The organism is Paraburkholderia sp. RAU6.4a, assembly GCF_050435625.1.
GTDB classification, from domain to species: Bacteria; Pseudomonadota; Gammaproteobacteria; order Burkholderiales; family Burkholderiaceae; genus Paraburkholderia; species Paraburkholderia tuberum.
The window spans coordinates 3,329,549-3,352,977 of the sequence record NZ_JBNDKQ010000002.1; the positions used below are offsets into that span (position 1 = coordinate 3,329,549).

Here is a 23,429-nt window from a genome sequence, read left to right on the forward strand (position 1 = left end):
GCCGCTGCTGCGAAGCGGGCTGCGCCTGTCCGACATGAGTTCGCGGATTGAATTGGTGACGAGTCGACGCAGGAGAGCCCTGTTCAGCTGTGGAACCGTATGCGCGGTGAGGCGCTACGGCTAAAAGGTGCGACTCTTTCGTGGTGTCGAGCGGCCCGGGAGGGGTGCGTGCGCTTGCACGGACGCACGACAAGCAGTTGCTCGTGCGGTCGGGCCTTTGATTCGCCCAAGGGGCGGCTTGAACGACTGCAGCAGGTCAGACGCTGTTCGTGACAGCGCAAACGCCGATCAGGCGTTCGCCAATGCAATGCGACGCGCGCTGCGGTCTGAAAACTGCATGAAGTCTTTTCGGCGCGGATACGCCACTGACGACGACCCTTGCGGGTGTCGTTCCGAACTGCTTGCTTGATGGCCCTTCGAATACAGGCCGCGTTGGAGGTTGCCTTTCCATCGGCACAATGACACCGACGGATAACGGAAGACCTCTTTTCTTGCAATTGCGGCGTCCTGGACGCCGACTTTATAGATGTCACAGAGTGACGTACGTCATGCCGGCCAGCGGCTTGTTTGAAACACGGTCGACCCGAAGTCCAGCCGACACTGGCGCTAATTAACGCATGGAAATCACAGGCGTAAAATTAGGGAAATTACCAAGTATTTTGTCCCGGCATTTGATCGAACGGGTCAAGGATGAACCTTTCTGGTTCTGCTGTCGAGATCTTGTATTTGGCGGAGTCTCTTGAGAGTCTCCAGGCGCCGCGCGAATCTGTATGCCCCAATGAAGTCGTGAAAATAGGTTTCAAGGCGGCTATGGGTCTCGCAGTGGTAGCGCTTGACGGTCGCTTCCTTGATGATGCGGTTCATTCTCTCGATCTGACCGTTTTGTCCAGGGATGCTCTCCGGTGTTTGCGCCGCCATCGGCGTGGCGCGCAACAGGGGAGCCGCAATGATGAACGCAGTGGATCTGCAGGTCTGGTTCGACGCGCATACGAACCAGGGCCGGGCTATGTCGTCGATTACGTGCGCGCCGCGCATGCGCTGCGTATCGAGTACGACCCGAAGGTGGTCATCACTGCAGACAGCGCGGGGACGTCGCGCATCAGCCAGCGTGGCGCCGTAACGCTCGCGGCCGGCGAGCCAGGGGCTCTGTCGTCCGCGCGTGCCGCAGGGCAGGCGGGCGGCACGTGCCGGATCGATCTCGTTTTGCGGGACAGTCAGGGAGGCCTCGGTCAGGCGCAGCTCGGCGAATACACGTACGACAGTAGCGCCGGAAAATGACGCAGCTTCGTTCCGTGTTTCAGCCGTGCTTCAGCTTCGTGCCAAGGCGGTGTTGAACCGGTCCGAAGCGTGACGTACCGTGCCGGCCGTGGTTAGAGCGCGGATACGATCTGCACCATCGCTTACTGTTGGCGTTTCATCGCCACCTCCCTCAAAGGGAAACGTGCATCGAAACACCAACATTCATTTCTGTCCAGGCTTTCTGCAGCAGATCAGTGTCGCGCGTGACCGAAGCGATGGACGGCATCAGCGAGTCATCGCGCAAGGTGACGGAGATCATCGGCATGATCGAGGGGATCGCGTTTCAGACCAACATCCTCGCGTTGAACGCGGCGGTCGAAGCGGCGCGCGCCGGCGAGCAGGGACGCGGCTTCGCGGTGGTGGCCTCGGAAGTGCGCAGTCTCGCGCAGCGCTCGGGCGCCGCGGCCACGGAGATCAAGGAACTGATCGGCGAATCGACGGCGCTCGTCGAGGAGGCCGAAGCCGCGGCGAAGTCGCTGGAAGAGCACGCGGTGGCGCTGCGTGATGCAGTGGCGGTGTTTCGGCTCGACGCAAAGGCGGCGTAGGCGGGACCGTTGCTCACGCGGCCCGGTGCAGAGGCGCCACAGCCGCGCAAAGTGCGCTTCGGCGATGACCGACCCGGTCCGTCGCCTCAGTGACTCGTACCCAGATAAGCGGCCTTCACCGACGGATCGTTGCGCAATTGCAGCGCCAGCCCGTGCGCGGCGATCCGGCCGTTTTCCAGCACGTGGCAATAATCGGCCACATTGAGTGCCGACGCGGCGAACTGCTCGACCAGCAGCATCGTCACGCCCTGTCCCTTCAGGTTCTCGATGATGCGAAACACCTCATCGACAAGAATTGGCGCGAGCCCCATCGACGGTTCGTCGAGCAGCACCAGTTCCGGGTTCAGCATGATCGCGCGCGCCATCGCCAGCATCTGCTGCTCGCCGCCGGAGAGCGTGCCGGCCAGTTGGTGGCGCTGTTCCTTCAGACGCGGAAACAGTTCGATCGCGCGCCCCAGATCGGTGTTCACATCGCCGCGCGGCCGCGCCCACGTGAGGCAGGCGCGCAAAGGCGCCCAGAATCAGGTTGTCGGTCACGTCTGACGCAGGCGAAATTCGTGGGCGTCGGGTGCTGCTTCGAGGACAACGCCGATATGGTCGGCGCGATCAATGTTTTGGCGCGGGGACGCCGCGTTGCAGCCTGTGGAGAGCCGGTGCAGTCAGGCCGCTCTGTGAAGCAGGAACCCGCCGAGGCGATCTGAGACTGTCCATTGTTTCAGTCGCTGTAGGAATCCCCTGCCGCCTTTAGGCAGGGGAGGATGTCAACGATAGCATGTCTGTTCCTGTGAGTCTCGTGGGTCCCGAAGGAGGCCTAGACGGCGTCAAACAGCACGACCGGCACGCTCTGTTTGTCGCTAGCCTTACGGCGGCGATAGCTCTCAACGTTCAGTTCGAAGATCATCGAGTGATGCACGAGCCGGTCGATAGCGATGATCGTCATGCCGGGGTCGGGGAAGACATCGTTCCAGCCCGAGAAGGGTTGGTTGGTATTGCAACGAATCTGAACTTCGCCGAATGGTCAAGTGTGTTCGGCGACGCGAAGATGACCACGGCGTTGCTGGATCGGCTGACGCACCACTACCACATCGTCGAGAACGGCAACGAAAGCTATCGTTTCCGGCATAGCAGCGCCAGTGCAAAGAAACGCATCCGGTCGCGCGAACATTGATGACACATTTGACGCGCTGAATCCCCGCGTCGGGTTTCGTCAACTTGCCATGCAGCTCAGCGCAGGAGCCCAGTGCTGCATTGCGAAAATGAGGTGTCCATATTCATGGCTATCTCGGTGGGTCTGATTGACCAACCGAGGAACAGGCACCATGCGCGCGCCGCCATTGCCTAAACTGAAGTTTGTACGCACTGCGCTGAGTGTGCCGTGTCGCTCGCGCACGTGAACTCCGGCACGTCTTCGGTATCTGAAAGAACATCGGGGCGGACATGAGGACGGCTGCCAGTTTTCATCCGCAATGGAAAGTCATGATCGACCATCGCGCCGTCGTGCCGCTGTTATGAATCTGGATTTTCGGCAGGCCGTATCCGGCGACTCGGAATGGCTATATGACACGTACCAGCGAACGATGAAGGGTTTTGTTACCTCAGCGCACGGCTGGGATGAGGGCTTGCAACGAGCGGGGTTTGCAAAAAGCCTTCGCCAGGGTTCTTGTCAGATAGTTATGCGGGACGGCAACCGATGCGGGTTTGTTCACTGGGACGTCGAACCAGATCTCGTATGGCTGAGGATGCTTTGCATCGTGCCCGAGATGCAAAACAAATCGATCGGCAGTGAAGCGCTTGCCAAGGTCAGGTCGTTGTCCAGTTGCTTGCAAAAACCGCTGTACTTGCATGTCTTCGTATGCAACCAGGTGGCCTATAAGTGGTACAGGCGAATTGGTTTTGTCGAAATCGAGAACGATGGCAAGGTCTCTACATTGGTGCTTGCTCCGTCGTTGTCATCGGGTCATGTGGCGTAACACGTAGCTTTCCAGGAGCCCTGGTGCAAATAGGCGGTCTGGAAGAAAAGGCTCATCTAGAAAGGATTCCTTATCGCGTAGACAGGATAGCGTTCCAGACGGCTGGCGCAGTGGCATCTTTGAGGTTGAAGTGACGGCCTGAGAATAGCTTGTCCGTGCTCTTCACTTTGCTCATTGCTGGTTGACGAATTCAGGGAGCAACACTTTATTCGATTCATCCATACTGGTTTGCATCATGAGCCTGCTTGGGAGGATTTTTGAGGTTCGTCCGAGTGCCGGATGCCTCAACAGGCGTTCGCTCAAATATCGCGAGAACCGGATCACGTCTGTGTACCCAAATCAGTCAGAAAGTCCCTGGCGCGCTCTGACAGGTTAGGTGCAAGAGTCAGGGTTTGGGCGGCTGCTGCACCAACCCGTGTACGTGCGGTCTTCTCCAGTTCATTTGCAGCTGTCATCAACCAGTCTGGAAACCGCTCCGTCAGCGCATCAATCAGCGCTGCGGCCTGCCGTCGGTCCTTCTCCGCCTTAAGAGCGCGCGACGGGTCGCGAAGCGTGCTTACGATAAGCTTGTGAAGAGCAAATCTCGCAGGGTCCGGCAGCATGACGGGGACCACATGTTCCTTCCCGAGGATAAAGCCGCGCGACGGATTCGATACCAGATACGCGAAGTACGGGAGCCCGGTCGCGTGTGCGCGCAACTGGGGAATGGCTTTCGTCTCGTACGCCTCGGTACCCGGTACGAGCAAGTCGACCTTTAAGGGCTGTCCACGAGCCTTGAATGAGGTTGAAGGCTTTCGCGAGTCGAGTTCCGGCACCTCGAGAAAGGGAATGCCGCTGTCACGCAGGACGTCGAGAAAGCTGCGGTCTTCCGGGATCGCCACCGTAATAGAGCCCGCGCTTCCGATGTCGATATCCTCGGTCCTGTAGTTTGCGGAAAGACGAACGCCGAGACCGTTCAGGAGCGCGCCAAACGCGTGAGAGCCGACGAGCACCCCACCGTGACTGAAGATGCCAGCGTTAAAGAGCGTTGCGATAGTCAGCGCCGATGAATTGTCGGCGGCAGCAAAGCCTGCCTTACGCAAAACCTGGGCGTCAGTGGCAAGCATACGCATCTCCGCGCTCTCGAGCATTTTCGCCTCAAGCGCGGCGTCGGTAGCCGGTTCGCCAGTACGGCCCAGCGAGGTTTCCTTGTGCTTTCCTGAAGCGAGATACACCCGCCAATAGGTGTAGGTCTTCCCGTCGACTGTCTTTTGTGCAGCAGAGCCCGGGGAATGCAACGGAATGAGCTGTTGCGCACTGGCCCGTTCGGTGACCGAGGAATACAGCGTTTGCAGTGCTTCGTTATGGAGATTGGCCATATGGCTGCTCCTTATACCCTATGACAGGATCGTAGGGTATAAGTGGCGGCGTGTCAAATTTATACCTTGCTATTGCGTTGCGAGGTATAACCTCCATCGCTGCTTCGGCCAGATCAGATCATCATGTGAAAGATGTCCGAGATTGCGCAGTGGGCGAACATGTTGTTGGCATATATGCGCATGAACACAACAAATGCAGTCAGCACGGCACGCGACGTGGGTGCCGCGTGGGCGTGATCGCACGGAGCGACTCACCCGACGGACGCCGTGCAAGACGGGGCCGCCGGTCAACGAGAGTTTATTCGACGCTACGTCTACGCAAAGCCTCGCGGATTCGTCGATTGCCAGCGCCAATGATCCGCGCACATCCGCTCGATGCCGAACTCAGCGCGCCAGCCGATGATTTTCTCCGCCGCAGCAGGATCCGCAAAACACGAAGCCACATCGCCCGGGCGGCGCGCGACGATCTCGTACGGCACCGGCCGCCCCGACGCCTTCTCGAACGAGCGCACCACGTCGAGCACGCTATAGCCCTGGCCCGTGCCGAGATTGACGACGAAGCTCGCATCGCGCTCGACGAGCGCATCGAGCGCGGCGAGATGCCCGCGCGCGAGATCGACCACGTGGATGTAGTCGCGCACGCCGGTGCCGTCGGGCGTCTCGTAGTCGCCGCCGAACACGCGCAGCTTGTCGAGCTTGCCGACCGCGACCTGTGCGACGTACGGCATCAGGTTGTTCGGAATGCCGGCCGGATCTTCGCCGATCAGGCCACTTTCGTGCGCGCCGACCGGATTGAAGTAGCGCAGCGTCGCGATGCGCCACGATGGGTCCGACACTTCGAGATCGCGCAGGATCTGCTCGGCGATCAGCTTCGATTGACCATACGGATTGGTCGCCGACAGCGGGAACGATTCGTCGATAGGCGAGCTCTTCGGCACGCCGTACACCGTTGCCGACGAACTGAACACGAACTGCTTGACGTTGCGATCGCGCATCACGCCGAGTAGCGTCAGCAGGCTGCCGACGTTGTTCGCGTAGTACTCGATCGGCTTCGCGACCGACTCGCCGACCGCTTTCAGCGCCGCGAAATGGATCGCGCCGGTGATCGGATGCACATCGAAAATCCGCTGCAGCGCGGCTGCGTCGCGCGCGTCGTCGTCGTAGAAGCTCACCGCACGGCCGGTTATTTTCTCGACGCGCCGCACCGCTTCGCGCTTGCTGTTCACGAGGTTGTCGATCACCACGACGTCGTAGCCGCCGTTCAGCAGTTCGACGCAGGTGTGCGAGCCGATGAAACCCGCGCCGCCCGTTACCAGAATCGTGCCCTTCGTGGTCATGCTGTTGCTCCCATTAAAGTAAAACACCCGTGATTTTTTGCACCAGGTCTTTATAGGTTTCGACGACCATGCGTTCGTCGAATTCGGTCGCGACTTTCTGCCGGCCGCGTTCCGCCATCGCGCGCCGCTCCGCGCCGCTCATGTCGAGCATGCGTGCGAGACTCGCGGCAAGGCTCTGCGCATTGCGCGCTTCGCACAACAAGCCGTTGACGCCGTCGGCCACCACCTCGCGGCAGCCGGGCACGTCGGTCGCGACGATCGGCCGGCCCATCGCCGACGCTTCCATCAGCGTGCGCGGCACGCCTTCGCGATACGACGGCAGCACCACGCAATCGGCATCGGCGATGAACGGCCGCACGTCGTGCGCCTCGCCCAGATATTCGATCACGCCTTCCTGTTCCCACGCGGCGACTTCGTCGCGCGTGATCGCGCTCGGATTGTCGACGCCGACCGGCCCGAGCAGCTGAAAGCGCGCGTGGCGGTAGCGCGCGCGCAATTGCCGCGCGGCCTCGACGTATTCGCCGACGCCTTTGTCCCACAGCAGCCGCCCGATCAGCACGAAGCGAAACTCCGCGCGCTCGCGCAGCGGCGTGAACGCGAACTGCTCGAGATCGACGCCCTCGCCGTGCAACAGCCGCGCGCGCTCCGGATGCACGAGCAGCTTGCCGTCGATGAACGCGGCCTGATCGTCGCGATTCAGGAACCACACTTCACGCGGAAAGCGGAACGCAAAACGATACAGCCTTTTGGCGATCTGCGCGGCGCGGCTGTGCTGGATGAACACGTAGCCGAGCCCGGTGGTGACCGCCACCGACTGCACGCCAGCCAGCTTCGCCGCGATCGAGCCGTAGATGTTCGGCTTGATCGTGTAGTGAAACACGACATGCGGACGGATGGTCCTGTACTGCCGATACAGCGCGACGAGCGTGCGCAGATCTTCGCCCGGACTCGTGCCTTTCGACGCCATCGGCAGCTCGATGCAACGGCAGCCCATCGCGGCGAGCAACTCGAACGTGCGGTCGCGCGGCGCGAGCACCGTTACGTCGACGCCGCGCCCGATCAGCGTGCGGATCAGCCCTTGCCGATAGGTATAGATTGCCCAGGCCGTGTTGCAAACGAGTGTAATGCGTAGCGCGGGCGTCGACTTGAAAGAGGGCTTCATGCGAAGAAATGCCGGGCGTTGAATGAAGTGTGGACCATTGATACGAAGACAGCGCCCTACGATGCGGCGCGAACCTCAGCGAATGAAGCGACAACGACAGCGACAACGACAACGACAGCGCTCACACGCGGCGCGACTCAACGGTTCGCGCGCGGCGTGAGCAGCGCGCGCTTGACCCGCTGTAACGTGCGATAAGGCAGCATCAGATGCAACAGATTCTTCGCGAGGCCCAACCAGTCGTAAGGATTGGGCCACGTTGAAGTAGCGCAACTGCAAACGCAGCGTCGAACCGATCTGCCGGCGCCGTTTCGTCGCGCTGATGCCGCCTTCGTTCAGCTCATAGAAAAGGCCGAGTTCCGGCAGATTCGCGCAGTCATAGCGTTCCATCAGACGTACGAACAGATCGAGGTCCTCCGCCGAACGATACGCGGCGCGGTAGTTGCCGACTGTGCGGACGGCATCGATACGCAGCATCATCGACGGATGCGCGAGGCACGAGCGGAAAAAGCGCTGGCGCCGGATCACGTTCGGCTCGGCTGGCGGAGTCAGCATGAAAAGCGGCTCGCCCGCGCGCGTGACGACCTGGGTCCACATGCCGAGGCCCGCCACGTTCGGATGCGCTTGCATGAACGCGCGCTGCTTCGCGAGCCGCTGTGGCACCGCGCGATCGCCCGCGTCGATGCGCGCCGCATAGCGAAAGCCGCGCTGCGCGAGCGCGTCGACGCCGGTTCGCAGCGCACGCTCGATGCCCCCGTTCTGCGCCATGCGCAGCACTTCGATCTTCAGGTTCGGCAGCGTGGGCGCGACGATCGGCGGCGTGCTGCCGTCATCGACGATCAGTACGTGCACCAGCGCACTTTCTTCGAACGACGCGAGCGTAGAATCGACGTCCGCCTGACCGTTATAGGCGGGTATCAGCACCGCGACGTCGTCGAGCGTGGTTTGCGCGGTGGCGGATGAATTCGTCATGGGCGCAATTTGAAACGGATGTAATAAAGATTGACCGAGGCGGCCGCCAGATAGCCGGCCGCGAGGCCGACGAGCGCGCCATACGCGCCGAGCCGCGGGATCGCCAGCAGATTGACCGCGAACGCGACGGCGAGCGCGAGCAGCCACTTGGCGAGCAACACGAACTTGGCCTGATATTTGAGCACGACCAGATTGCCGATCGCCTCGACGCCGGCGGGCACCGACAGCCACACGGCCCAGCGGAAGATTTCGATCGCGCCTTCGAAGTCCGGCCCGAACACACGGCGGATGATGAAGCCCGCGAGCAGATCGAGCACGAACGCGCCGCACACCATCAGCACGGCGGTCAGCGCGGTGAGCCGCCACATGTTGCGGCGCAGTTGCGCGATGCCTTGCACGCGGTAGACGAAGGCGGGCGCAATGGTTTGCGCGAGCATCAGCGCGAGCGTGATCCAGTTTTCATTCAACTGCTGGGCGGCCGAGTAGCGACCGAGGTCGGCGAACGAAATCGCGCGCTCGAGCATCAGCCGGTCCAGTTTCAGAAACAGATACATACAGATGAGCCCGAGCCAGAACACGGTGCCCGCGCTCGCGAAGTGCCTGAAGAGCGAACGTTCGACATGCCAGCCCAGCTTGCCGTCATGCCGGCGCATGAAGTAGAGCAACAGCACCGCGCCGATCGCCGCCGATTCGAGCGCCCACAGCCAGCCGAAACGCGCGGGCGCGGCCGTCGCGCGCACCAGCAGATAGACGAGAGCCGCCTTGATCACCGCGGTGCTCATGCTAGTCAGCAATTGCGGCTTGCTGTAGGTCATGCTTTGCAGCCACGCGTTGATCACGCCGACGAACGGCTCGCGAAACAACATCGTCACCGCGAGGCCGGCGAGCATCGCACCGACGAGCGGTTCGAAGAAGTGCAGCGCAATGCCGAGCCACGTAAGCAGCAGCGCAACCGCCGAGACGGAGATGCGCAACGCGAACGCGCTGCCGAGGACGGTACCGAGTTGTCCGGGCGGCCGGTTGACGATGGTCGGTACGAGGATTTCCGCGCCGCAGACCCAGGTGATCGGCGACAGCACCAGCAGCAGCGTATTCGCGTACTGCCATTTGCCGAACGTTTCGGGCCCGAAGTAACGCGCGAGCATGCCGCTGATCACGATTGCGACGCCGATCTGCGTGAGCCGCTCGAGACCCAGCCAGACGATGTTCGTAAACGCTCGGGTGACGTCGGGATTGGCGAAGCGCTTGACCGTCAGCATCCGTTGGCCGCTCGCCGCTGCGCGTCGGTCAAGCCGCCTCGTACGGCCATGCATGCGGCGCTATGCGCATTCGCCCGCCCGGCCGGCAGCCACGGCAACTTTACAAATGGAGGGCGTCTAAGCATTAGAATGGCGGTATTCAGGCTGGTCAGAAAAACGCAATTATAAGTTGGAACCGGACCGCTTCCGGCAAGGGCGCATCGAGGCGCGGTAACAGGTGTTTTTAACGTGAGTATTACCGTGGTTTTTAACGCGAATTTTTTCCGCGTTTTAACCGGCGATTGTTACCGGTCGAGGTCGGTGCGCAGGTCAAAATTTTCCATTGCACGCAAGTGAGCCAACATGATCTCCAAATCCATTTTCAAGGCGTATGACATTCGTGGCGTCATTGGCAAGACGCTCGACGCCGACGCCGCGCGTTCCATCGGTCGCGCATTCGGCAGCGAAGTGCGCGCGCAGGGCGGCGACGCGGTCGTGGTCGCGCGCGACGGACGCCTGTCGGGCCCCGAGCTGATCGGGGCGCTGTCCGACGGCCTGCGTGCGGCCGGCGTCGATGTCGTGAACGTGGGCATGGTGCCCACGCCGGTCGGCTACTTCGCGGCGAGCGTACCGTTGAAACTGGCGGGCGGCGAGCGGCGCGTCGACTCGTGCATCGTCGTGACGGGTAGCCATAATCCGCCGGACTACAACGGCTTCAAGATGGTGCTGCGCGGCGCGGCCATTTACGGCGAGCAGATTCTCGCGCTGCATCAGCGCATCGTCGACGAGAACTTCGCCGACGGCAGCGGCAGCTACGCCGAGTACGACATCGCCGACGCGTATCTCGAGCGCATCGCGAGCGACGTGAAGCTTGCGCGTCCGATCAAGATCGTCGTCGATACCGGCAACGGCGTGGCCGGTGGGCTCGCGCCGAAGCTGTTCAGGAAGCTCGGCTGCGAACTCGTCGAACTGTTCACCGAAGTCGACGGCAACTTCCCGAATCACCACCCGGACCCGGCGCACCCGGAGAACCTCGAAGACGTGATTCGTGCGCTGAAGGAAACGGATGCGGAAATCGGCTTCGCGTTCGACGGCGACGGCGACCGCCTCGGCGTCGTCACCAAAGACGGCCAGATCATCTACCCGGACCGTCAACTGATGCTGTTCGCCGAAGAAGTGCTGTCGCGCAACAAGGGCGCGCAGATCATTTACGACGTGAAGTGCACGCGCAATCTCGCGAAGTGGGTCAAGGACAAGGGCGGCGAGCCGCTGATGTGGAAGACCGGCCACTCGCTCGTGAAGGCGAAGCTGCGCGAAACCGGCGCGCCGCTGGCTGGCGAAATGAGCGGCCACGTGTTCTTCAAGGACCGCTGGTATGGTTTCGACGACGGCCTGTACACGGGAGCGCGTCTGCTCGAGATCCTCACGCGTGTCGCCGACCCGAGCAAGCTGCTGAACTCGCTGCCGAACTCGCACTCCACGCCCGAGCTGCAGCTGAAACTCGAGGAAGGCGAGAACTTCGAGCTGATCGCGCGTATGCAGCAGAACGCGAAGTTCACCGGCGCGGACAACGTCGTGAAGATCGACGGTCTGCGCGTCGAGTATCCGGACGGCTTCGGCCTCGCGCGTTCGTCGAACACGACGCCGGTCGTGGTGATGCGTTTCGAGGCCGACAACGACGCGGCGCTCAAACGCATCCAGGACGACTTCCGCCGCGTGATTCTCGCGGAGAAGGCCGATGCGAAACTGCCGTTCTGACGGCTGATGCGGCGCTGCGCTTCGAAGTTCGTCAAGACGGCTCGAAGCGTCGCCCCTACCGAACGCGGCGCGGGTTGCCTTACCGCGCCGCGTTTTTCATGTCTTTCATGGACGGCGCGCTAGAATTGCGGTCCTTTCAACGCATCTTCGAGCCGGATAGCCGGTTTTCCCACTCTTGAGCGCGCAAAAGATACTGATCGTGAGGGTGTCGTCGCTGGGCGACGTCGTTCACAACATGCCCGTGATCGCCGACATCCGGCGCCGCCATCCCGACGCGCAGATCGACTGGCTCGTCGAGGAAAGCTTCGTCGGGCTCGTGGAACTCGTGAGCGGTGTGCGGCGCGCGATTCCGGTGTCGCTGCGGCGCTGGCGCAAGCGCATCCTGTCCGTCGACAACTGGCGCGAGATCGGCGCGTTTCGCCGCGCGCTCGCCGCCGAGCACTACGATCTGGTGATCGACTGCCAGGGCCTAATCAAGACCGCGTGGCTCGCGAACATGGCGCGCGGACCGCTCGTCGGCCTCGGCAACCGTACCGAAGGCGCCGGCTACGAATGGCCGGTGCGCTTTTTCTACGGGCGGCGCGTGCCGATCGCGCCGCGCACGCACGTGGTCGAACGCACGCGTCAACTGGTGGCCGCGGCGCTGAACGATCCGCCGCCGCAACCCACCGACGACATCGACTTCGGTCTCGACACGGGCCGTGCCGCGCTCGCGCTGTCGCAGGCGAATCTGAATCTGCCGGTGCCGTACGTGGTGTTCGTGCACGCGACTTCGCGCGCCGACAAGCAGTGGCCCGATGCCGCGTGGATCGAACTCGGGCAGGCGCTGGTGCGGCGCGGCGCGTCGATCGTGCTGCCGTGGGGCAGCGACGCCGAGCGCGCGACCAGCGAGCGGCTCGCGAAGGAGTTCGGCGCGGCCGCGATCGTGCCGCCGAAGCTGTCGCTGGCGGCGGTGGTGGGGCTGATCGATGGCGCGGCCGCGACGGTCGGGGTTGACACAGGTCTGGTCCATATCGCGGCGGCGCTGAAGCGGCCCACGGTCGAGTTGTACAATTTCTCGACCGCGTGGCGCACCGGCGGCTACTGGTCGCCGAACGTCGTCAATCTCGGCGCGGCGGGGCAGCCGCCTACGCTGCAGCAGGTGAAGTCGGTGCTTGCCGGCTTCGGGCTGTTGTAACCCGGGCCGGCCGGCATCAGCACCTGCTGCATCCTGTCGGTGCGCTTCGCCTTGCGCACCCTCCGTTCCAAAGGGCGACCATGAACGAAACCCAGATCATCGAAGTAGCGAACGCCGACTGGCACGGCTGCAACCTGTCCGTGCCTCGAGAGACGCTGCTCGCCGGCGTCGAGCGCGGCAAGGTGCTGTACTTCCCGAACCTGCGCTTCGCGATCGACGGCGGCGAGCAGGCGCTGCTCGACCCGGCGCTCGCCGATCCGAACCGCAAGAACATCAGCCTCGAACCGAATGGCGGCGCGTTGCATGGCGTGGCCGGCGATGCGGTCACGCAATCGGCGGTGCGCGCGTTGATCGCGCGTTATCAGGCGAACGCGCGCACGCTCGTCGACGGGCTCTTTCCCGAGTACAGCGGCAAGCTGCGGGTCGCGCCGACGAGCCTGCGGCTGCATCAGGTCGAGACTCGCGAAACCTCGTGGCGCAAGGACGATAGCCGTCTGCACGTCGACGCGTTTCCGTCGCGGCCGAATTACGGCGAGCGCATCCTGCGCGTGTTCACCAACGTCAATCCCCATGGCGTGCCGCGCGTATGGCGCGTCGGCGAGCCGTTCGAGGATATGGCGCAGCGCTTCCTGCCGCGTATCAAGCCGCAGATGCCCGGCTCCGCGTGGCTGCTGAACCTGCTGCACGTGACCAAATCGCTGCGCAGCGAATACGATCATCTGATGCTCAGTCTGCACGACGGCATGAAGGCCGACCTCGACTATCAGAAGACGAGCCCGCAACAGACCATGCCGTTTCCACCGGGCAGCGTGTGGGTGTGCTTCTCCGACCAGACCTCGCATGCGGTGATGTCCGGCCAGTTCATGCTGGAGCAGACTTTCTTCCTGCCAGTGAAGGCGATGGCGCAGCCGGAATGCGCGCCGCTCGGCATTCTCGAGCGCCTGAAGGGCAGGGCGCTGGTTTGAGCGCGGCGGTCGATTCGAGGGCCGGGCAGATGCCGGCCCGCATCGCGCGCGTGAGCGCGCTGCGCTTTCCGAATCACGCGGGGCGCCGATGCTAAGGGCGATCTATCGCGCGCTCTGGTGGCTCATCGCGCCGCTTGCGGTGCTGCGTCTGTTGATCCGTTCGCGTAAGGAGCGCGGTTATCGCGAGCATATCGGCGAGCGCTTCGGTTATTCGCGCGGGCGCTTGTTGGAGGACAGCGCGCCGTTGATCTGGGTGCATGCGGTGTCGGTCGGCGAGACGCGCGCCGCGCAGCCGCTGATCGATGCGCTGATGAAGGCGCGCCCCGACGCGCGCATTCTGCTTACGCACATGACGCCGAGCGGCCGCGCGACCGGCATCGAGATTTTCGGCGACCGCGTGTTGCGCAGTTATCTACCGTACGACATGCCGCATGCGGTACGGCGCTTCTTGCGCGGGTGGCGGCCGTCGCTCGGTCTCGTGATGGAAACCGAGGTGTGGCCGACCCTGATCGACGAGTGCCGTCGCGCCGACGTGCCGCTCGTGCTGACCAACGCGCGGATGTCGGCACGTTCGTTCAAGCGCGCGGCGAAATTCGGCGGTGCGACGAAGGACGTGTTCGGCGGCTTCGCGCGCGTGCTCGCGCAGAGTCCGTCCGATGCCGAGCGGTTGACCTCGCTCGGCGCGCGCAATGTCGCGGTGCTCGGCAATCTGAAGTTCGACATGAGCACGCCGCCCGAACTCGCGGCCCGCGGCCACGCGTGGCGCGCGGCGATCGGCACGCGGCCCGTGTGGGTCGCGGCGAGCACGCGCGAGGGCGAAGAAGCGCTCGTGCTCGAGGCGTTCGCGGCGCTCGGCATCGACGATGCGCTGCTGATTCTGGTGCCGCGTCATCCGCAGCGCTTCAATGAAATCGCGGCGCTCGTCGAGAAAGCGGGGTTGCGGCTCGAACGGCGATCGAGTTGGGCGCCCGATGCGAAGGTCGCGTCGGCGGCGCGCACCGCCGACGATGGCGTGGCGCCGCTGCCTCGCGACGTGAACGTGCTTCTCGGCGATTCGATGGGCGAGTTGGGCGCTTACTACGCGGCGTCGGATCTTGCGTTTATCGGCGGCAGTCTGTTGCCGCTTGGCGGACAGAACCTGATCGAAGCGTGCGCGGTTGGCGTGCCGGTGCTGATCGGGCCGCACGTTTTCAACTTCACGCAAGCCACCGCCGATGCGGTCGCGGCCGGCGCCGCCGTGCAGGTGCAGGACCCGGCCGATCTGGCGCGCGCGCTGCGCGAGCTGTTCGGCGACAAGTCGCGGCGGCTCGCGATGGGCGGTGCGGCTGCCGCGTTTGCGGCGAGGCATCGCGGGGCGACGGCGAGGACGGTGGATGTGTTGGCGGCGTTGTTGCCGGAGTAGGGATGAGCGGATGCCGTGCAACGCGGCGTGGTGCTTTGTCGGATGACGCGGAAAGTGCAGACCGTGCTGGTTAATGTGAACGTGCAGCCGCAGGTAGTGAAAAAAAACTGGGTAGCGCTTGAAAAGAAGCGCCCGGAATCCCGGCTCTTGTTTTTGATGCGCAGTTTAAAAAAGCTCATTGCGCGGTGCAAGGACAGCGGTGGCCGCTGTGTCTTCGCAGTCGTCGGGCGGCTGTCGACCCTGAAGAGACGCTCGCTTTTCTACGAAGCGGACGTTCACGTGAGCGGACGCGGAGTTTTAGTACCCAGCCGGAGCCGAAACTTACCGCAAATTCAGGATGAAAGCGCTCGCAGTATGACTTGCGCGCACTCCCCTGGCGTAGCTTCGCTGGTGTCGACCGTAACGGTGTAGTTCATTCCCGTATGCACCTTGTCGTATTGCCATCTAGCTAAACCGACAAGCCGATCACCCCGCTGCCGTTCTCGTTCCTCAAGCAAGTGGAGTGGACAGAGGACGCCGACAGTGATTAGCTGGAATGTCTCGAACAGACGAGCATAGTCATTTTTTTCTTCGCCAAGAAGAACCTCATCAACTATAAGATTGTTGCCGTTATATGCCAGTGCAACGATAGCGTGTCGCATACCCAGCATGGCGCGTCGGGCAACCGGACCGCTGTGTATTGATACGACCTTGTGTCCTTCCACGGTCGACGATGCAAAGGTGAATCCATCGGGATCGTCCAGATAACGAGTCGGTAGCATCGCTAGAAACGCGTCCATCTGGACATGCAAAAACGCGTCCTCGGCCGCTGCCTGCAGAGCGCGGGCCAGACAGGTCTTGCCTGAGCTGCCCACACCGTTTAGCAAGATGATTTTCGGTGTCTGCATTGACGTCCGCGTATGATTCAATTGGGCAATGATACGGGGCAGCACTGTCAACTGTCGCCGCGTAGTCGCAGAGAGTTCATTGCTGCACACCGCCTCCAACTCGCCCCTTATCCATTTTTCGCCGCCTAGCCCAAGCGAATGAAAGTGAGGTTCAGTCTTCCATTTGACGACCACGTGCTCGCAAGTTGCCACCTACTTCAGCTGCGACGTGATTAATCCGACCTACGCCAGAGGAGCCCCATGCCAGCGAGAGCGCCCCTTACACCCAGCAATCGCTTCCTCGATGAGAACGCAATCCGACGCATCCTTTCGGACCGGATCGATACCCGCCGCGAAGGCGTGGGAATCGTCGTTGGAATGGTGGGCGATGGCGAGCGGCGCGTCGTCGGCTATGGCCGATTCGGTCAGAACGACGCCCGTATCCCCGACCAGCACACTGCGTTCGAAATTGGATCAGTGACGAAAGTGTATACCGCAATCCTGCTCGCGGACATGATCGCGAGTGGCGAAGTCTCGCTTGATGAACCAGTTCAGCGTCTTTTGCCCGGCAATCCGGCCGTGCCAGAACGCAACGGCAGGACTATCACTCTACATGACCTTGCGACGCATACATCCGCGTTGCCCCGTCATCCCGACAACATGGTCGGGAACGGTTCACCCGACCCGTTCTCGGGTTACACGATCGATCTTCTTTACGCGTTCCTGGCCCGCTATGAACTGACCCGTGACATCGGCTCGGAGTTCGAGTATTCGAACCTCGGCGTTGGCCTGCTGGGCTATGCGCTTGCATGTCGGGCAGGAACGGATTATGAAACCGTGCTGAGGGCTCGCATCCTCACACCGCTGCAACTGGCGAGTACGGCCATCGCACTGCCTCACGAGATAGAAAGGAGGTGCATCCCTGGTCACGACCTCGACCTGCGTTTCGCGCAGCGGATGGAGCTTGGTCAGGTATTTGAAGCGGCAGGGGCGTTGGTGTCCACGGTAGATGATCAACTGCAATTTCTCGAAGCGGTGATGGGCTACCGGCCGTCCGCGCTCGATAGAGCAATTGGCGATACGCTCGACATACGTCGGCAGCTTGGAGACCAGGTCATTCCACTTTGTTGGGCAATGGGCGCCGGCAGCACAGATGGCGAACCAGAATGGTTCGGCCATACCGGAGGAACACTGGGGTGCCGGTCGTTCATCGGGTTCGATCGTCGCGCATCACGAGGCGTCGTGGTGTTGGCGAACGCGGCGTTCGACGTCGGCGACATTGGCCTGCATCTGTTGAGACCCGAAAAACCCCTACGGCAACAGGTCAAGATTCGAAACGAGATCGACGTCGATCCTGTCCGCCTGCAGTCCTATGCAGGGCGTTTCTGGCTACGTCCGGACTTCATCCTGACGATGACGGTCGATAATGGACAACTTTTCACCCAAGGTATTGGGCAACCGAGAATCGCGCTGTATCCCGAGGCCGAACACCGATTTTTTGCAAAGTCGATTGACGCGCAGATCACCTTCGAAATGGACGATCAGGGGATCGCCGAAAAGCTGACGCTGCATCAGAACGGATACGATCTGGTCGCGCGCAAAATCGATTCTTGAGGACGCTAATTCCTCGTATCGATATTGGCTCGATTGTCGGCGCACATCACGATTCTCAATGACCGCAATGTTCACCCGCGAAGCAAGCGAGGAGTCTGCAAGGCAATTGTCAACGCCAGGTGACCTGATCGTTGGTGACGAAGAGGGCGTCGTGTGCATCCCGCGCGAGCAAATCGCCGAGGGACCCTTTGCTAAAGCAGGTTTTTCGACCAATATCGCGATCGCGATCTTCCTCCACCTCGTTCAGCGACGATACAGAAGAGCTCCCGCATGAACTCGCAAATATGTGCAGTGCTTGTGTATGTGCCAGATGTGCCGGCCGCATTGGACTGGTACCAGTCAGCTTTTCGAGGCGCTGAGAGGCGCTTTCTTGAAGAGTTCAATCTGGCATACCTCAAATTCAATGGCATCAGACTTGAAATTGTTCCCGCCGATGCAAAATTATCGGCGGGATCGGCGGGCACAGTCGTCTACTGGACCGTCGATGACTTCGATGAATCGCTAAAGCATTTCTTGAACATAGGTGCCACGCTTTATCGTGGGCCAAGCCAAGTGGAAGATGGAAAGCGGATGTGTATGCTGCGCGACCCGTGGGAAAATTGCGTTGGGCTCTACGGCTAACCTAAATATTCTCGATGATCTGCGTGGCCATTTCGACAGGCTGCTCGTGGCCGGCTGCCGTCCGACGCGGTCGGCTGAACCCGACCCACAAGGGACGGTAGCGTTTCTTGATAGCAGACACTCAAACCATCTAGCACGCCAGACCAAGACGCTTATTCAAGCCGGGGCACATTCCGTCTGAGAACCAAGTTAGGCTCCTTTAGGGCAAACTTGTTGCTGTCATTCTTCAAAGCACTTGCTCACGGCTTCTTGACCGCGCCGATGTCCACCAGAGCCTGTCGTATCGTTGACGATAGACGCGGAGCCAGCAGCCTCACGCCGTCTTGTGTCAGATGGTCGGTGTCTTTGTACAGCCCTACTCCGTCCTTGACTGTAAAGCACACTTGCTGATTGCAAAGCGCGTCGAATGGGTCAACGAGGGTTACATTGCCAACCTGCTTCGCAATGTCGGCAATCTGATTGCCCCGTTGAACGATATCCGCTTGCCACGGTCGTGAAATAGTCACGTCGGATATCTCGTGACCGGCCGCAACCTGGATACGAGCCCAATCGCGTGGCGAATCGCCCCGAGGATTCGGCACCGCAGTGACAAGCACCATCTTTCCACCACGGGCTGCTAGAACCTTTGCGATACCCTTCAACACGTTCCCTTCGTAGATCGGCTCATATCGTTGCCAGTCACCCGCCACCACGACGAGCTTGATCGACGGTGTATCCATGAAGTGATCAAAGGCGAAGTTTGCGTATCGCTCACACCCCGGAAAAATCTCTGCCCCGGAACCCGGAAATACCTTCCCCCTGAACGGAGGACACCCACCCAGCGTAGCAACTATGCCGGGAACATGCGTCTCAGCTGAGACACCGTCTACAATTGGCTGGACCATGTTGGAGAACGAGTCGCCCCACAGCATGATCGTCGGATTAGCGCCCGACGGCATGCCGCCCAAACTACAAAAATCGCCTGGCGAATGCTTGGTGCCATCCACGTCTCTTTGACACTCATACGAGCGCGGTCCCTCGCTCTTCATGGCCGTCGACGCGGCGCGGAGGTACGGCGGTAGCCTGCCTTGCAGGCCGTCCGTTTTGTTGAGAACCGCAGTGAAGGCGAAGCCCGAGGCGACGCAAGCCGCCAGCAAGACAGTGATGGGAACATTGCCCAACCGCTTTCGCCCCGGTTGCTCGACACATGCGTAGGAAAGCCATCCAGCCGCGATCGAAACAAGAATCAGAAGCGCCACCTGAAGGGGCGACGGCTCGGCACCCGCACGCTCTCGAAACATGAGCAGGATCGGCCAGTGCCATAGATAAACCGAATAGGAAATTGCGCCGAGAAACTGAAGCGGCCCGCTAGAAAGAACCGTCGTCAGGAAACCTTCACCCGCATAGATGATGAGCGCAGTTCCCGCGACAGGAAGGATCGCTCGCCAACCGGGATAGGGATCGTCCGCGCGAAGATCGAATACCGCGGCCAACAACAGGGCCGCGCCCGCAACCGCCACGACGTTTGCAGCGCCGCGACGCGGTCTGGCCGGGAGCAGAGCCACCACCGAACCAGCCATGAACTCCCACGCGCGGCCCCATAGCAGGTAAAAGGCGCTCGGCTGATGCGCAGGCGTATGGACGACACACCATGCCAGCGACGATAGAGCGACAACGCCAAACAGCAGCCATCCCGCCACCTTCCGCCGCGCCCCGGCCGCTGGCCAGAACAGCGCGCATGTGATCGCGAACATGAGGTAGAACTGAGACTCAACAGCGAGCGACCACGTATGCAAAAGAATGTTCGAACGCGCATCGGGCGCGAAATATCCACCCGCGTCGCCGAGGAACGCGTAGTTCGACCGGAACAAAAGCGCCGCCGTGCCGTTCCGAACAAGCCTGCTGAAGTCATCGGGCAGGTAGAACAGCGTCGCCCATATCCAGGATCCGATCACCGTCACCAGAAGGGCAGGAAATATCCGGCGAAGACGGTTCAACATGAATTGAACGGCGGAGTATTGGCGCTTTTGGAGCCTGCCATGCGCGATCGACGTTAGCAGGAAGCCCGAGATGACGAAAAACACGTCTACGCCGACATATCCACCGTCGAAATACCTGACGCCATAGTGAAAGAGAACAACTGCTATAACCGCAATCGCGCGCAGGCCGTTTATGTCTTTTCTAAATTCCATACTTGGCGGTTGGGCCAGCTAGTGCCGCCCGAACTGAATGCATTCTAAGTAGTTGCGCAGGGCGCTCCCTCATGCCGTCACGCGCTCGACAAAACCCAACAGTTTAACGGCTTCCCGGGTAGCCCCACCGTTCTGCTGCATCAAAACCGCATTGCGTTGCCTCGATATTCAGCCCAGATTGTTAGCGATTCGAGCTGCTATGTCGACTGGCCGCTCCTGGCCGCGCGGTGACATCCAAGTCAGTCCTCGATCTCTCTATCTCAGCCGGGTCGAGGGTGTTGGCACTCCGTTTGGAACCAATAGTCGACCAGGCGCTGTGCCGCTTGTAGATCATCCGGGTAATACGGATCATCAAACCACGGTGACGGGTCGTAGCCCGCTTTCCTCAAGGCAGCGAGTTCGCTTTGGTGCTGCGCCATCGTAGGGGCGCGTTTGTCTTGAGCGCCGGCAGGTCGCGGCACTCTGTCGGAGTGAGGTGCGGCCCGGTATACGGCAAGCCACTAGCGACACAGCCGGCGAGCAAACTCACCAGAGCGGGAAGTATTGACCGTGTTCCAGGCCGATTTCTCATAGTACGTTTCCTTCCCTGCGCGCGCCGTGAACCAACTCATAATGCGCACGCTTGCCGCTGCGTGTGGGCGGAAAATGCTCGCCTTCGACGCATGTCACTTCGAAGCCGGAGCCGGCGTCGCCCTCTCTCACCACCTTGTAGATGCCAGACGTCTGAACGAGCGTCCAAGAAAGACGCTGGACACCGAACGCGCACGCCTGCCGCTCGTGCGGTCTTTGCGTGATGGCGTGCCCTGAACGCGCTGGACTTTGAATCAGGGGTCGAATTTACAGTCGTCGTTTCTTAAGCTGATGACGGGCTTTTCGCGTTGCGTCGGTGTGGATGACGTTCATCACCGCCTATGGTGCGGTGATCGAAGATGCGAAGGTCTGGCGGGAGCCGATCGTCGCTGTTTGCTGTGCACGCGCCAGCGCTACTTGTTCACACCTTCAACAACCCCTTCTTTTCAATAAACTTCACCACGTCATCAAGACCCTCGAGCGCCTTCAGATTGCACATCACAAACGGCCGCTCGCCGCGCATCTTCTTCGCGTCCGATGCCATCACGTCGAGGTTCGCGCCCACCAGCGGCGCGAGATCCGTCTTGTTGATCACGAGCAGATCCGACTTCGTGATCCCAGGTCCTCCCTTGCGCGGAATCTTCTCGCCGCCCGCGACGTCGATCACGTAGATCGTCAGGTCCGACAGCTCCGGGCTGAAAGTCGCCGCGAGGTTGTCGCCGCCCGATTCGATGAACACGATGTCCGCATCCGGAAAACGCGTGAGCATGCGGTCGACCGCTTCGAGGTTGATCGATGCGTCCTCGCGGATCGCGGTGTGCGGGCAGCCACCCGTCTCGACGCCCATGATGCGCTCGGCCGGCAGCGCGCCCGCGACGGTCAGCAGACGCTGATCCTCTTTCGTATAGATGTCGTTCGTGATCGCGACGAGGTCGTACTGGTCGCGCATCGCCTTGCACAGCATTTCGAGCAGCGTGGTCTTGCCCGAGCCGACCGGGCCGCCGACGCCCACGCGCAGCGGCGGCAGCTTCTTCGTGCGGATCTGGCTCGCGGTATGGGAAGCGGAATGATGAGATGCGTTCATGATGGATCGTGGGAATCGTGCTACGAGCGGAAGAGCCGCGAATACTGCGACTCGTGGCGCGCCGACAGAATGCCGAGCTGCGGCGCGAACGTGTTGAGGTCGTCACGCGAGGTCGCGAGCGCGCGCGCGACGGCCGCCTCGATCGGCTCACGCAGCGCGACGATGATGCGTTGCCCCGCGAGCTGGCCGAGCGGCACCGCCTTCAACGCGGCGGCGGCCTGGTTCTCGACCCAGCTGAACGCATAGGCGGCGAGCGCGGCATCGACCGGAGCATTGTGCGCGTGAGCGGCGAATGCGAACGCGCTCGGCTGCGCGAGTGGCGTCAGCGACGCGAGCGTTTCGCGCCTCGCCACGTCGCCCCATTCGAGCGACACGCACAGCTGTCGCAGCGACCAGCCCATCTGCTCCGTTTCGCGGCGCAGTTCGGCGGACTCGCGACTCGCGAGGAATTCGGCGTTGGCGTCGACGAGTTCCACGGCGTCGTGCGTGCGCCAGCGTTCGATCTGCTGCGCGAGGAACGGCAACTCGCCGCGCGCGAGCACGTCGGTCAGGCCGCGTTCAATCCACGTGCGCGCGGAGTCGGCATCGGTGATGAGCTGCACTTCAATCGCCGCTTCGAGACCCTGCGAATAGCTGAACGCGCCGATCGGCAGTGCTGGCGACGCGAGATGCAGCAGCGCGGTGAATTCAGCGATGCGCATGACGATGCGGGTGGTGTCCATGTCCGCACGATTCGTCGTGCACGTGGTCATGGTCGTGATCGTGCGAGTGCGAAGAGCCCTCATGGGCATGAGCATGCTCATGCCCATGATGCTCACCAAACACCTGCTGCGCGATCGCATAGTCCTCGGCGAACGTCTCGTCGTGCCCATGCTTATGTCCACCGCCATACGCCCCGGCCTCAGGCTGAAACGGCAGCGACACCTGCTCGACCGTCGCGCCGATGCGCTTGAGCATGTCGGCGAGCACCGGATCGTATTCGAGCTTCAGATAATCGGCGCCCACTTCGACCGGCGTATGACGATTGCCGAGGTGATAGGCGGCGCGCGTCAACGTCAACGCGTCCGATGCGCGTACGACAAGCACGGCTTCATCAGCCGCAACGACACGCACGAGCCCGCCATCATCGGCGACGAGCACGTCGCCATCGCGCAGCACGGTGCCGCGCGGCAACAGCAATGCGACTTCCTCGCCGTCATCGAGCGTCGCGGCGAGACGGCTCTTGCGACGTTCATCGAACGCGAGCGTCAAGGTCGGCGCGCGCTTGACGAGTACCGGCGCGATCTTCAGATGCGGCGCGAGAAGTTTGTTCAGTGTACGCAT

18 protein-coding genes and 9 pseudogenes are annotated in these 23,429 nt (G+C 61.7%); 13 read left to right on the forward strand and 14 right to left on the reverse strand.

The window, feature by feature from the left end; translation table 11 throughout:
- Positions 1-647: 647 nt before the first annotated feature.
- A pseudogene (locus OKW40_RS20195) lies at positions 648-898 on the reverse strand (IS481 family transposase); the annotation flags it as partial.
- Positions 899-1,062: 164 nt separating this feature from the next.
- Here OKW40_RS20195 and OKW40_RS20200 point away from each other — a divergent pair.
- Entirely contained in the window at positions 1,063-1,278 is a 216-nt protein-coding gene (locus OKW40_RS20200) for a hypothetical protein (RefSeq protein ID WP_429491206.1), read from the forward strand.
- Between the two features lie 215 nt (positions 1,279-1,493).
- A pseudogene (locus OKW40_RS20205) lies at positions 1,494-1,844 on the forward strand (methyl-accepting chemotaxis protein); the annotation flags it as partial.
- Positions 1,845-1,930: 86 nt separating this feature from the next.
- On the opposite strand, the pseudogene OKW40_RS20210 reads toward OKW40_RS20205, so the two are convergent.
- A pseudogene (locus OKW40_RS20210) lies at positions 1,931-2,384 on the reverse strand (ABC transporter ATP-binding protein); the annotation flags it as partial.
- Here OKW40_RS20210 and OKW40_RS20215 point away from each other — a divergent pair.
- Positions 2,378-2,545: pseudogene (locus tag OKW40_RS20215) on the forward strand (RNA-guided endonuclease InsQ/TnpB family protein); the annotation flags it as partial. The pseudogenes OKW40_RS20210 and OKW40_RS20215 sit on opposite strands and share 7 nt — an antisense overlap.
- A 110-nt stretch (positions 2,546-2,655) precedes the next feature.
- Here the strand turns inward: OKW40_RS20215 and OKW40_RS20220 are convergent.
- Positions 2,656-2,829: pseudogene (locus OKW40_RS20220) on the reverse strand (ATP-binding protein); the annotation flags it as partial.
- A 3-nt stretch (positions 2,830-2,832) separates the two neighbouring features.
- On the opposite strand from OKW40_RS20220, the pseudogene OKW40_RS20225 reads away from it, so the two are divergent.
- Both OKW40_RS20225 and OKW40_RS20230 read left to right on the forward strand, forming a co-directional pair.
- Positions 2,833-3,012, forward strand: a pseudogene (locus OKW40_RS20225) (ATP-binding protein); the annotation flags it as partial.
- A 340-nt stretch (positions 3,013-3,352) separates the two neighbouring features.
- A complete protein-coding gene (locus OKW40_RS20230) occupies positions 3,353-3,814 on the forward strand; it encodes a GNAT family N-acetyltransferase (protein ID WP_429491207.1) in 462 nt (153 codons plus the stop codon).
- Positions 3,815-4,134: 320 nt separating this feature from the next.
- Here OKW40_RS20230 and OKW40_RS20235 read toward each other — a convergent pair whose 3' ends face one another.
- From OKW40_RS20235 to OKW40_RS20255, 5 genes and pseudogenes are all read right to left on the reverse strand, one after another.
- Positions 4,135-5,172 carry a GSU2403 family nucleotidyltransferase fold protein gene (locus tag OKW40_RS20235; protein WP_429491209.1) on the reverse strand — a complete coding sequence of 346 codons (1,038 nt, stop codon included), beginning with the start codon at positions 5,170-5,172 and terminating at the stop codon, positions 4,135-4,137.
- Between the two features lie 314 nt (positions 5,173-5,486).
- Positions 5,487-6,509: a UDP-glucose 4-epimerase GalE gene (galE, locus tag OKW40_RS20240; protein WP_429491211.1), complete on the reverse strand. Its 1,023-nt coding sequence runs from the start codon at positions 6,507-6,509 to the stop codon at positions 5,487-5,489.
- A gap of 13 nt (positions 6,510-6,522) precedes the next feature.
- Positions 6,523-7,671: a glycosyltransferase family 4 protein gene (locus OKW40_RS20245; protein ID WP_184059731.1), complete on the reverse strand. Its 1,149-nt coding sequence runs from the start codon at positions 7,669-7,671 to the stop codon at positions 6,523-6,525.
- A 137-nt stretch (positions 7,672-7,808) separates the two neighbouring features.
- Positions 7,809-8,640 (reverse strand): annotated as a pseudogene (locus OKW40_RS20250) (glycosyltransferase).
- Entirely contained in the window at positions 8,637-9,899 is a 1,263-nt protein-coding gene (locus tag OKW40_RS20255; RefSeq protein ID WP_429491213.1) for an oligosaccharide flippase family protein, read from the reverse strand. The pseudogene OKW40_RS20250 and the gene OKW40_RS20255 overlap by 4 nt, the downstream one beginning before the upstream one ends.
- Before the next feature lie 342 nt (positions 9,900-10,241).
- Between OKW40_RS20255 and OKW40_RS20260 the strand changes: the two genes are divergently transcribed.
- From OKW40_RS20260 to waaA, 4 genes are all read left to right on the forward strand, one after another.
- Positions 10,242-11,636, forward strand: coding sequence for a phosphomannomutase/phosphoglucomutase (locus OKW40_RS20260; protein WP_184045478.1), 1,395 nt, complete (start codon positions 10,242-10,244; stop codon positions 11,634-11,636).
- Positions 11,637-11,811: 175 nt separating this feature from the next.
- Entirely contained in the window at positions 11,812-12,813 is a 1,002-nt protein-coding gene (waaC, locus tag OKW40_RS20265) for a lipopolysaccharide heptosyltransferase I (protein WP_187611818.1), read from the forward strand.
- Between the two features lie 80 nt (positions 12,814-12,893).
- Positions 12,894-13,778, forward strand: coding sequence for a Kdo hydroxylase family protein (locus OKW40_RS20270; protein ID WP_184020906.1), 885 nt, complete (start codon positions 12,894-12,896; stop codon positions 13,776-13,778).
- An 88-nt stretch (positions 13,779-13,866) separates the two neighbouring features.
- Entirely contained in the window at positions 13,867-15,180 is a 1,314-nt protein-coding gene (gene waaA, locus OKW40_RS20275) for a lipid IV(A) 3-deoxy-D-manno-octulosonic acid transferase (protein WP_187611817.1), read from the forward strand.
- Positions 15,181-15,512: 332 nt separating this feature from the next.
- On the opposite strand, the gene OKW40_RS20280 is transcribed toward waaA, so the two are convergent.
- Positions 15,513-16,067, reverse strand: coding sequence for a chloramphenicol phosphotransferase CPT family protein (locus OKW40_RS20280; RefSeq protein ID WP_429491216.1), 555 nt, complete (start codon positions 16,065-16,067; stop codon positions 15,513-15,515).
- 240 nt (positions 16,068-16,307) lie between these two features.
- Here OKW40_RS20280 and OKW40_RS20285 point away from each other — a divergent pair, with 240 nt between their 5' ends.
- The 3 genes from OKW40_RS20285 to OKW40_RS20295 are packed head-to-tail and all read left to right on the forward strand — an operon-like array spanning position 16,308 to position 18,281.
- Complete coding sequence (locus OKW40_RS20285) at positions 16,308-17,660, forward strand: serine hydrolase (RefSeq protein WP_429491218.1); 1,353 nt, start codon at positions 16,308-16,310, stop codon at positions 17,658-17,660.
- Between the two features lie 58 nt (positions 17,661-17,718).
- Positions 17,719-17,934 carry a hypothetical protein gene (locus tag OKW40_RS20290; RefSeq protein WP_184059715.1) on the forward strand — a complete coding sequence of 72 codons (216 nt, stop codon included), beginning with the start codon at positions 17,719-17,721 and terminating at the stop codon, positions 17,932-17,934.
- Positions 17,931-18,281 carry a VOC family protein gene (locus OKW40_RS20295; protein WP_184059713.1) on the forward strand — a complete coding sequence of 117 codons (351 nt, stop codon included), beginning with the start codon at positions 17,931-17,933 and terminating at the stop codon, positions 18,279-18,281. The genes OKW40_RS20290 and OKW40_RS20295 overlap by 4 nt, the downstream gene beginning before the upstream one ends.
- A gap of 239 nt (positions 18,282-18,520) precedes the next feature.
- Here the strand turns inward: OKW40_RS20295 and OKW40_RS20300 are convergent, their stop codons facing one another.
- Complete coding sequence (locus OKW40_RS20300) at positions 18,521-20,452, reverse strand: acyltransferase family protein (protein ID WP_184059711.1); 1,932 nt, start codon at positions 20,450-20,452, stop codon at positions 18,521-18,523.
- Between the two features lie 260 nt (positions 20,453-20,712).
- Positions 20,713-21,023, reverse strand: a pseudogene (locus tag OKW40_RS20305) (DUF4148 domain-containing protein).
- 186 nt (positions 21,024-21,209) lie between these two features.
- On the opposite strand from OKW40_RS20305, the pseudogene OKW40_RS20310 reads away from it, so the two are divergent.
- Positions 21,210-21,275 (forward strand): annotated as a pseudogene (locus OKW40_RS20310) (4Fe-4S binding protein); the annotation flags it as partial.
- 168 nt (positions 21,276-21,443) lie between these two features.
- On the opposite strand, the gene ureG reads toward OKW40_RS20310, so the two are convergent.
- The 3 genes from ureG to ureE are packed head-to-tail and all read right to left on the reverse strand — an operon-like array spanning position 21,444 to position 23,429.
- Positions 21,444-22,106, reverse strand: coding sequence for an urease accessory protein UreG (ureG, locus tag OKW40_RS20315; RefSeq protein ID WP_184020910.1), 663 nt, complete (start codon positions 22,104-22,106; stop codon positions 21,444-21,446).
- Between the two features lie 20 nt (positions 22,107-22,126).
- Entirely contained in the window at positions 22,127-22,807 is a 681-nt protein-coding gene (locus OKW40_RS20320; protein WP_429492008.1) for an urease accessory protein UreF, read from the reverse strand.
- Complete coding sequence (gene ureE, locus OKW40_RS20325) at positions 22,794-23,429, reverse strand: urease accessory protein UreE (protein WP_429407189.1); 636 nt, start codon at positions 23,427-23,429, stop codon at positions 22,794-22,796. Before ureE ends, OKW40_RS20320 begins: the two co-directional genes overlap by 14 nt.

What these genes read in the sequence shown, in the direction of transcription:
- OKW40_RS20235 (WP_429491209.1), bottom strand. Translation starts at nt 5,172, where the DNA reads ATGGCCAATCTCCATAACGAAGCACTGCAAACGCTGTATTCCTCGGTC.
- galE (WP_429491211.1), bottom strand. Translation starts at nt 6,509, where the DNA reads ATGACCACGAAGGGCACGATTCTGGTAACGGGCGGCGCGGGTTTCATC.
- OKW40_RS20260 (WP_184045478.1), top strand. Translation starts at nt 10,242, where the DNA reads ATGATCTCCAAATCCATTTTCAAGGCGTATGACATTCGTGGCGTCATT.
- ureG (WP_184020910.1), bottom strand. Translation starts at nt 22,106, where the DNA reads ATGAACGCATCTCATCATTCCGCTTCCCATACCGCGAGCCAGATCCGC.
- OKW40_RS20255 (WP_429491213.1), bottom strand. Translation starts at nt 9,899, where the DNA reads ATGCTGACGGTCAAGCGCTTCGCCAATCCCGACGTCACCCGAGCGTTT.
- OKW40_RS20300 (WP_184059711.1), bottom strand. Translation starts at nt 20,452, where the DNA reads ATGGAATTTAGAAAAGACATAAACGGCCTGCGCGCGATTGCGGTTATA.
- OKW40_RS20245 (WP_184059731.1), bottom strand. Translation starts at nt 7,671, where the DNA reads ATGAAGCCCTCTTTCAAGTCGACGCCCGCGCTACGCATTACACTCGTT.
- waaA (WP_187611817.1), top strand. Translation starts at nt 13,867, where the DNA reads ATGCTAAGGGCGATCTATCGCGCGCTCTGGTGGCTCATCGCGCCGCTT.
- OKW40_RS20320 (WP_429492008.1), bottom strand. Translation starts at nt 22,807, where the DNA reads ATGCGCATCGCTGAATTCACCGCGCTGCTGCATCTCGCGTCGCCAGCA.
- ureE (WP_429407189.1), bottom strand. Translation starts at nt 23,429, where the DNA reads ATGCGTACACTGAACAAACTTCTCGCGCCGCATCTGAAGATCGCGCCG.
- OKW40_RS20290 (WP_184059715.1), top strand. Translation starts at nt 17,719, where the DNA reads ATGACCGCAATGTTCACCCGCGAAGCAAGCGAGGAGTCTGCAAGGCAA.
- OKW40_RS20295 (WP_184059713.1), top strand. Translation starts at nt 17,931, where the DNA reads ATGAACTCGCAAATATGTGCAGTGCTTGTGTATGTGCCAGATGTGCCG.
- OKW40_RS20230 (WP_429491207.1), top strand. Translation starts at nt 3,353, where the DNA reads ATGAATCTGGATTTTCGGCAGGCCGTATCCGGCGACTCGGAATGGCTA.
- OKW40_RS20285 (WP_429491218.1), top strand. Translation starts at nt 16,308, where the DNA reads ATGCCAGCGAGAGCGCCCCTTACACCCAGCAATCGCTTCCTCGATGAG.
- OKW40_RS20280 (WP_429491216.1), bottom strand. Translation starts at nt 16,067, where the DNA reads ATGCAGACACCGAAAATCATCTTGCTAAACGGTGTGGGCAGCTCAGGC.
- OKW40_RS20270 (WP_184020906.1), top strand. Translation starts at nt 12,894, where the DNA reads ATGAACGAAACCCAGATCATCGAAGTAGCGAACGCCGACTGGCACGGC.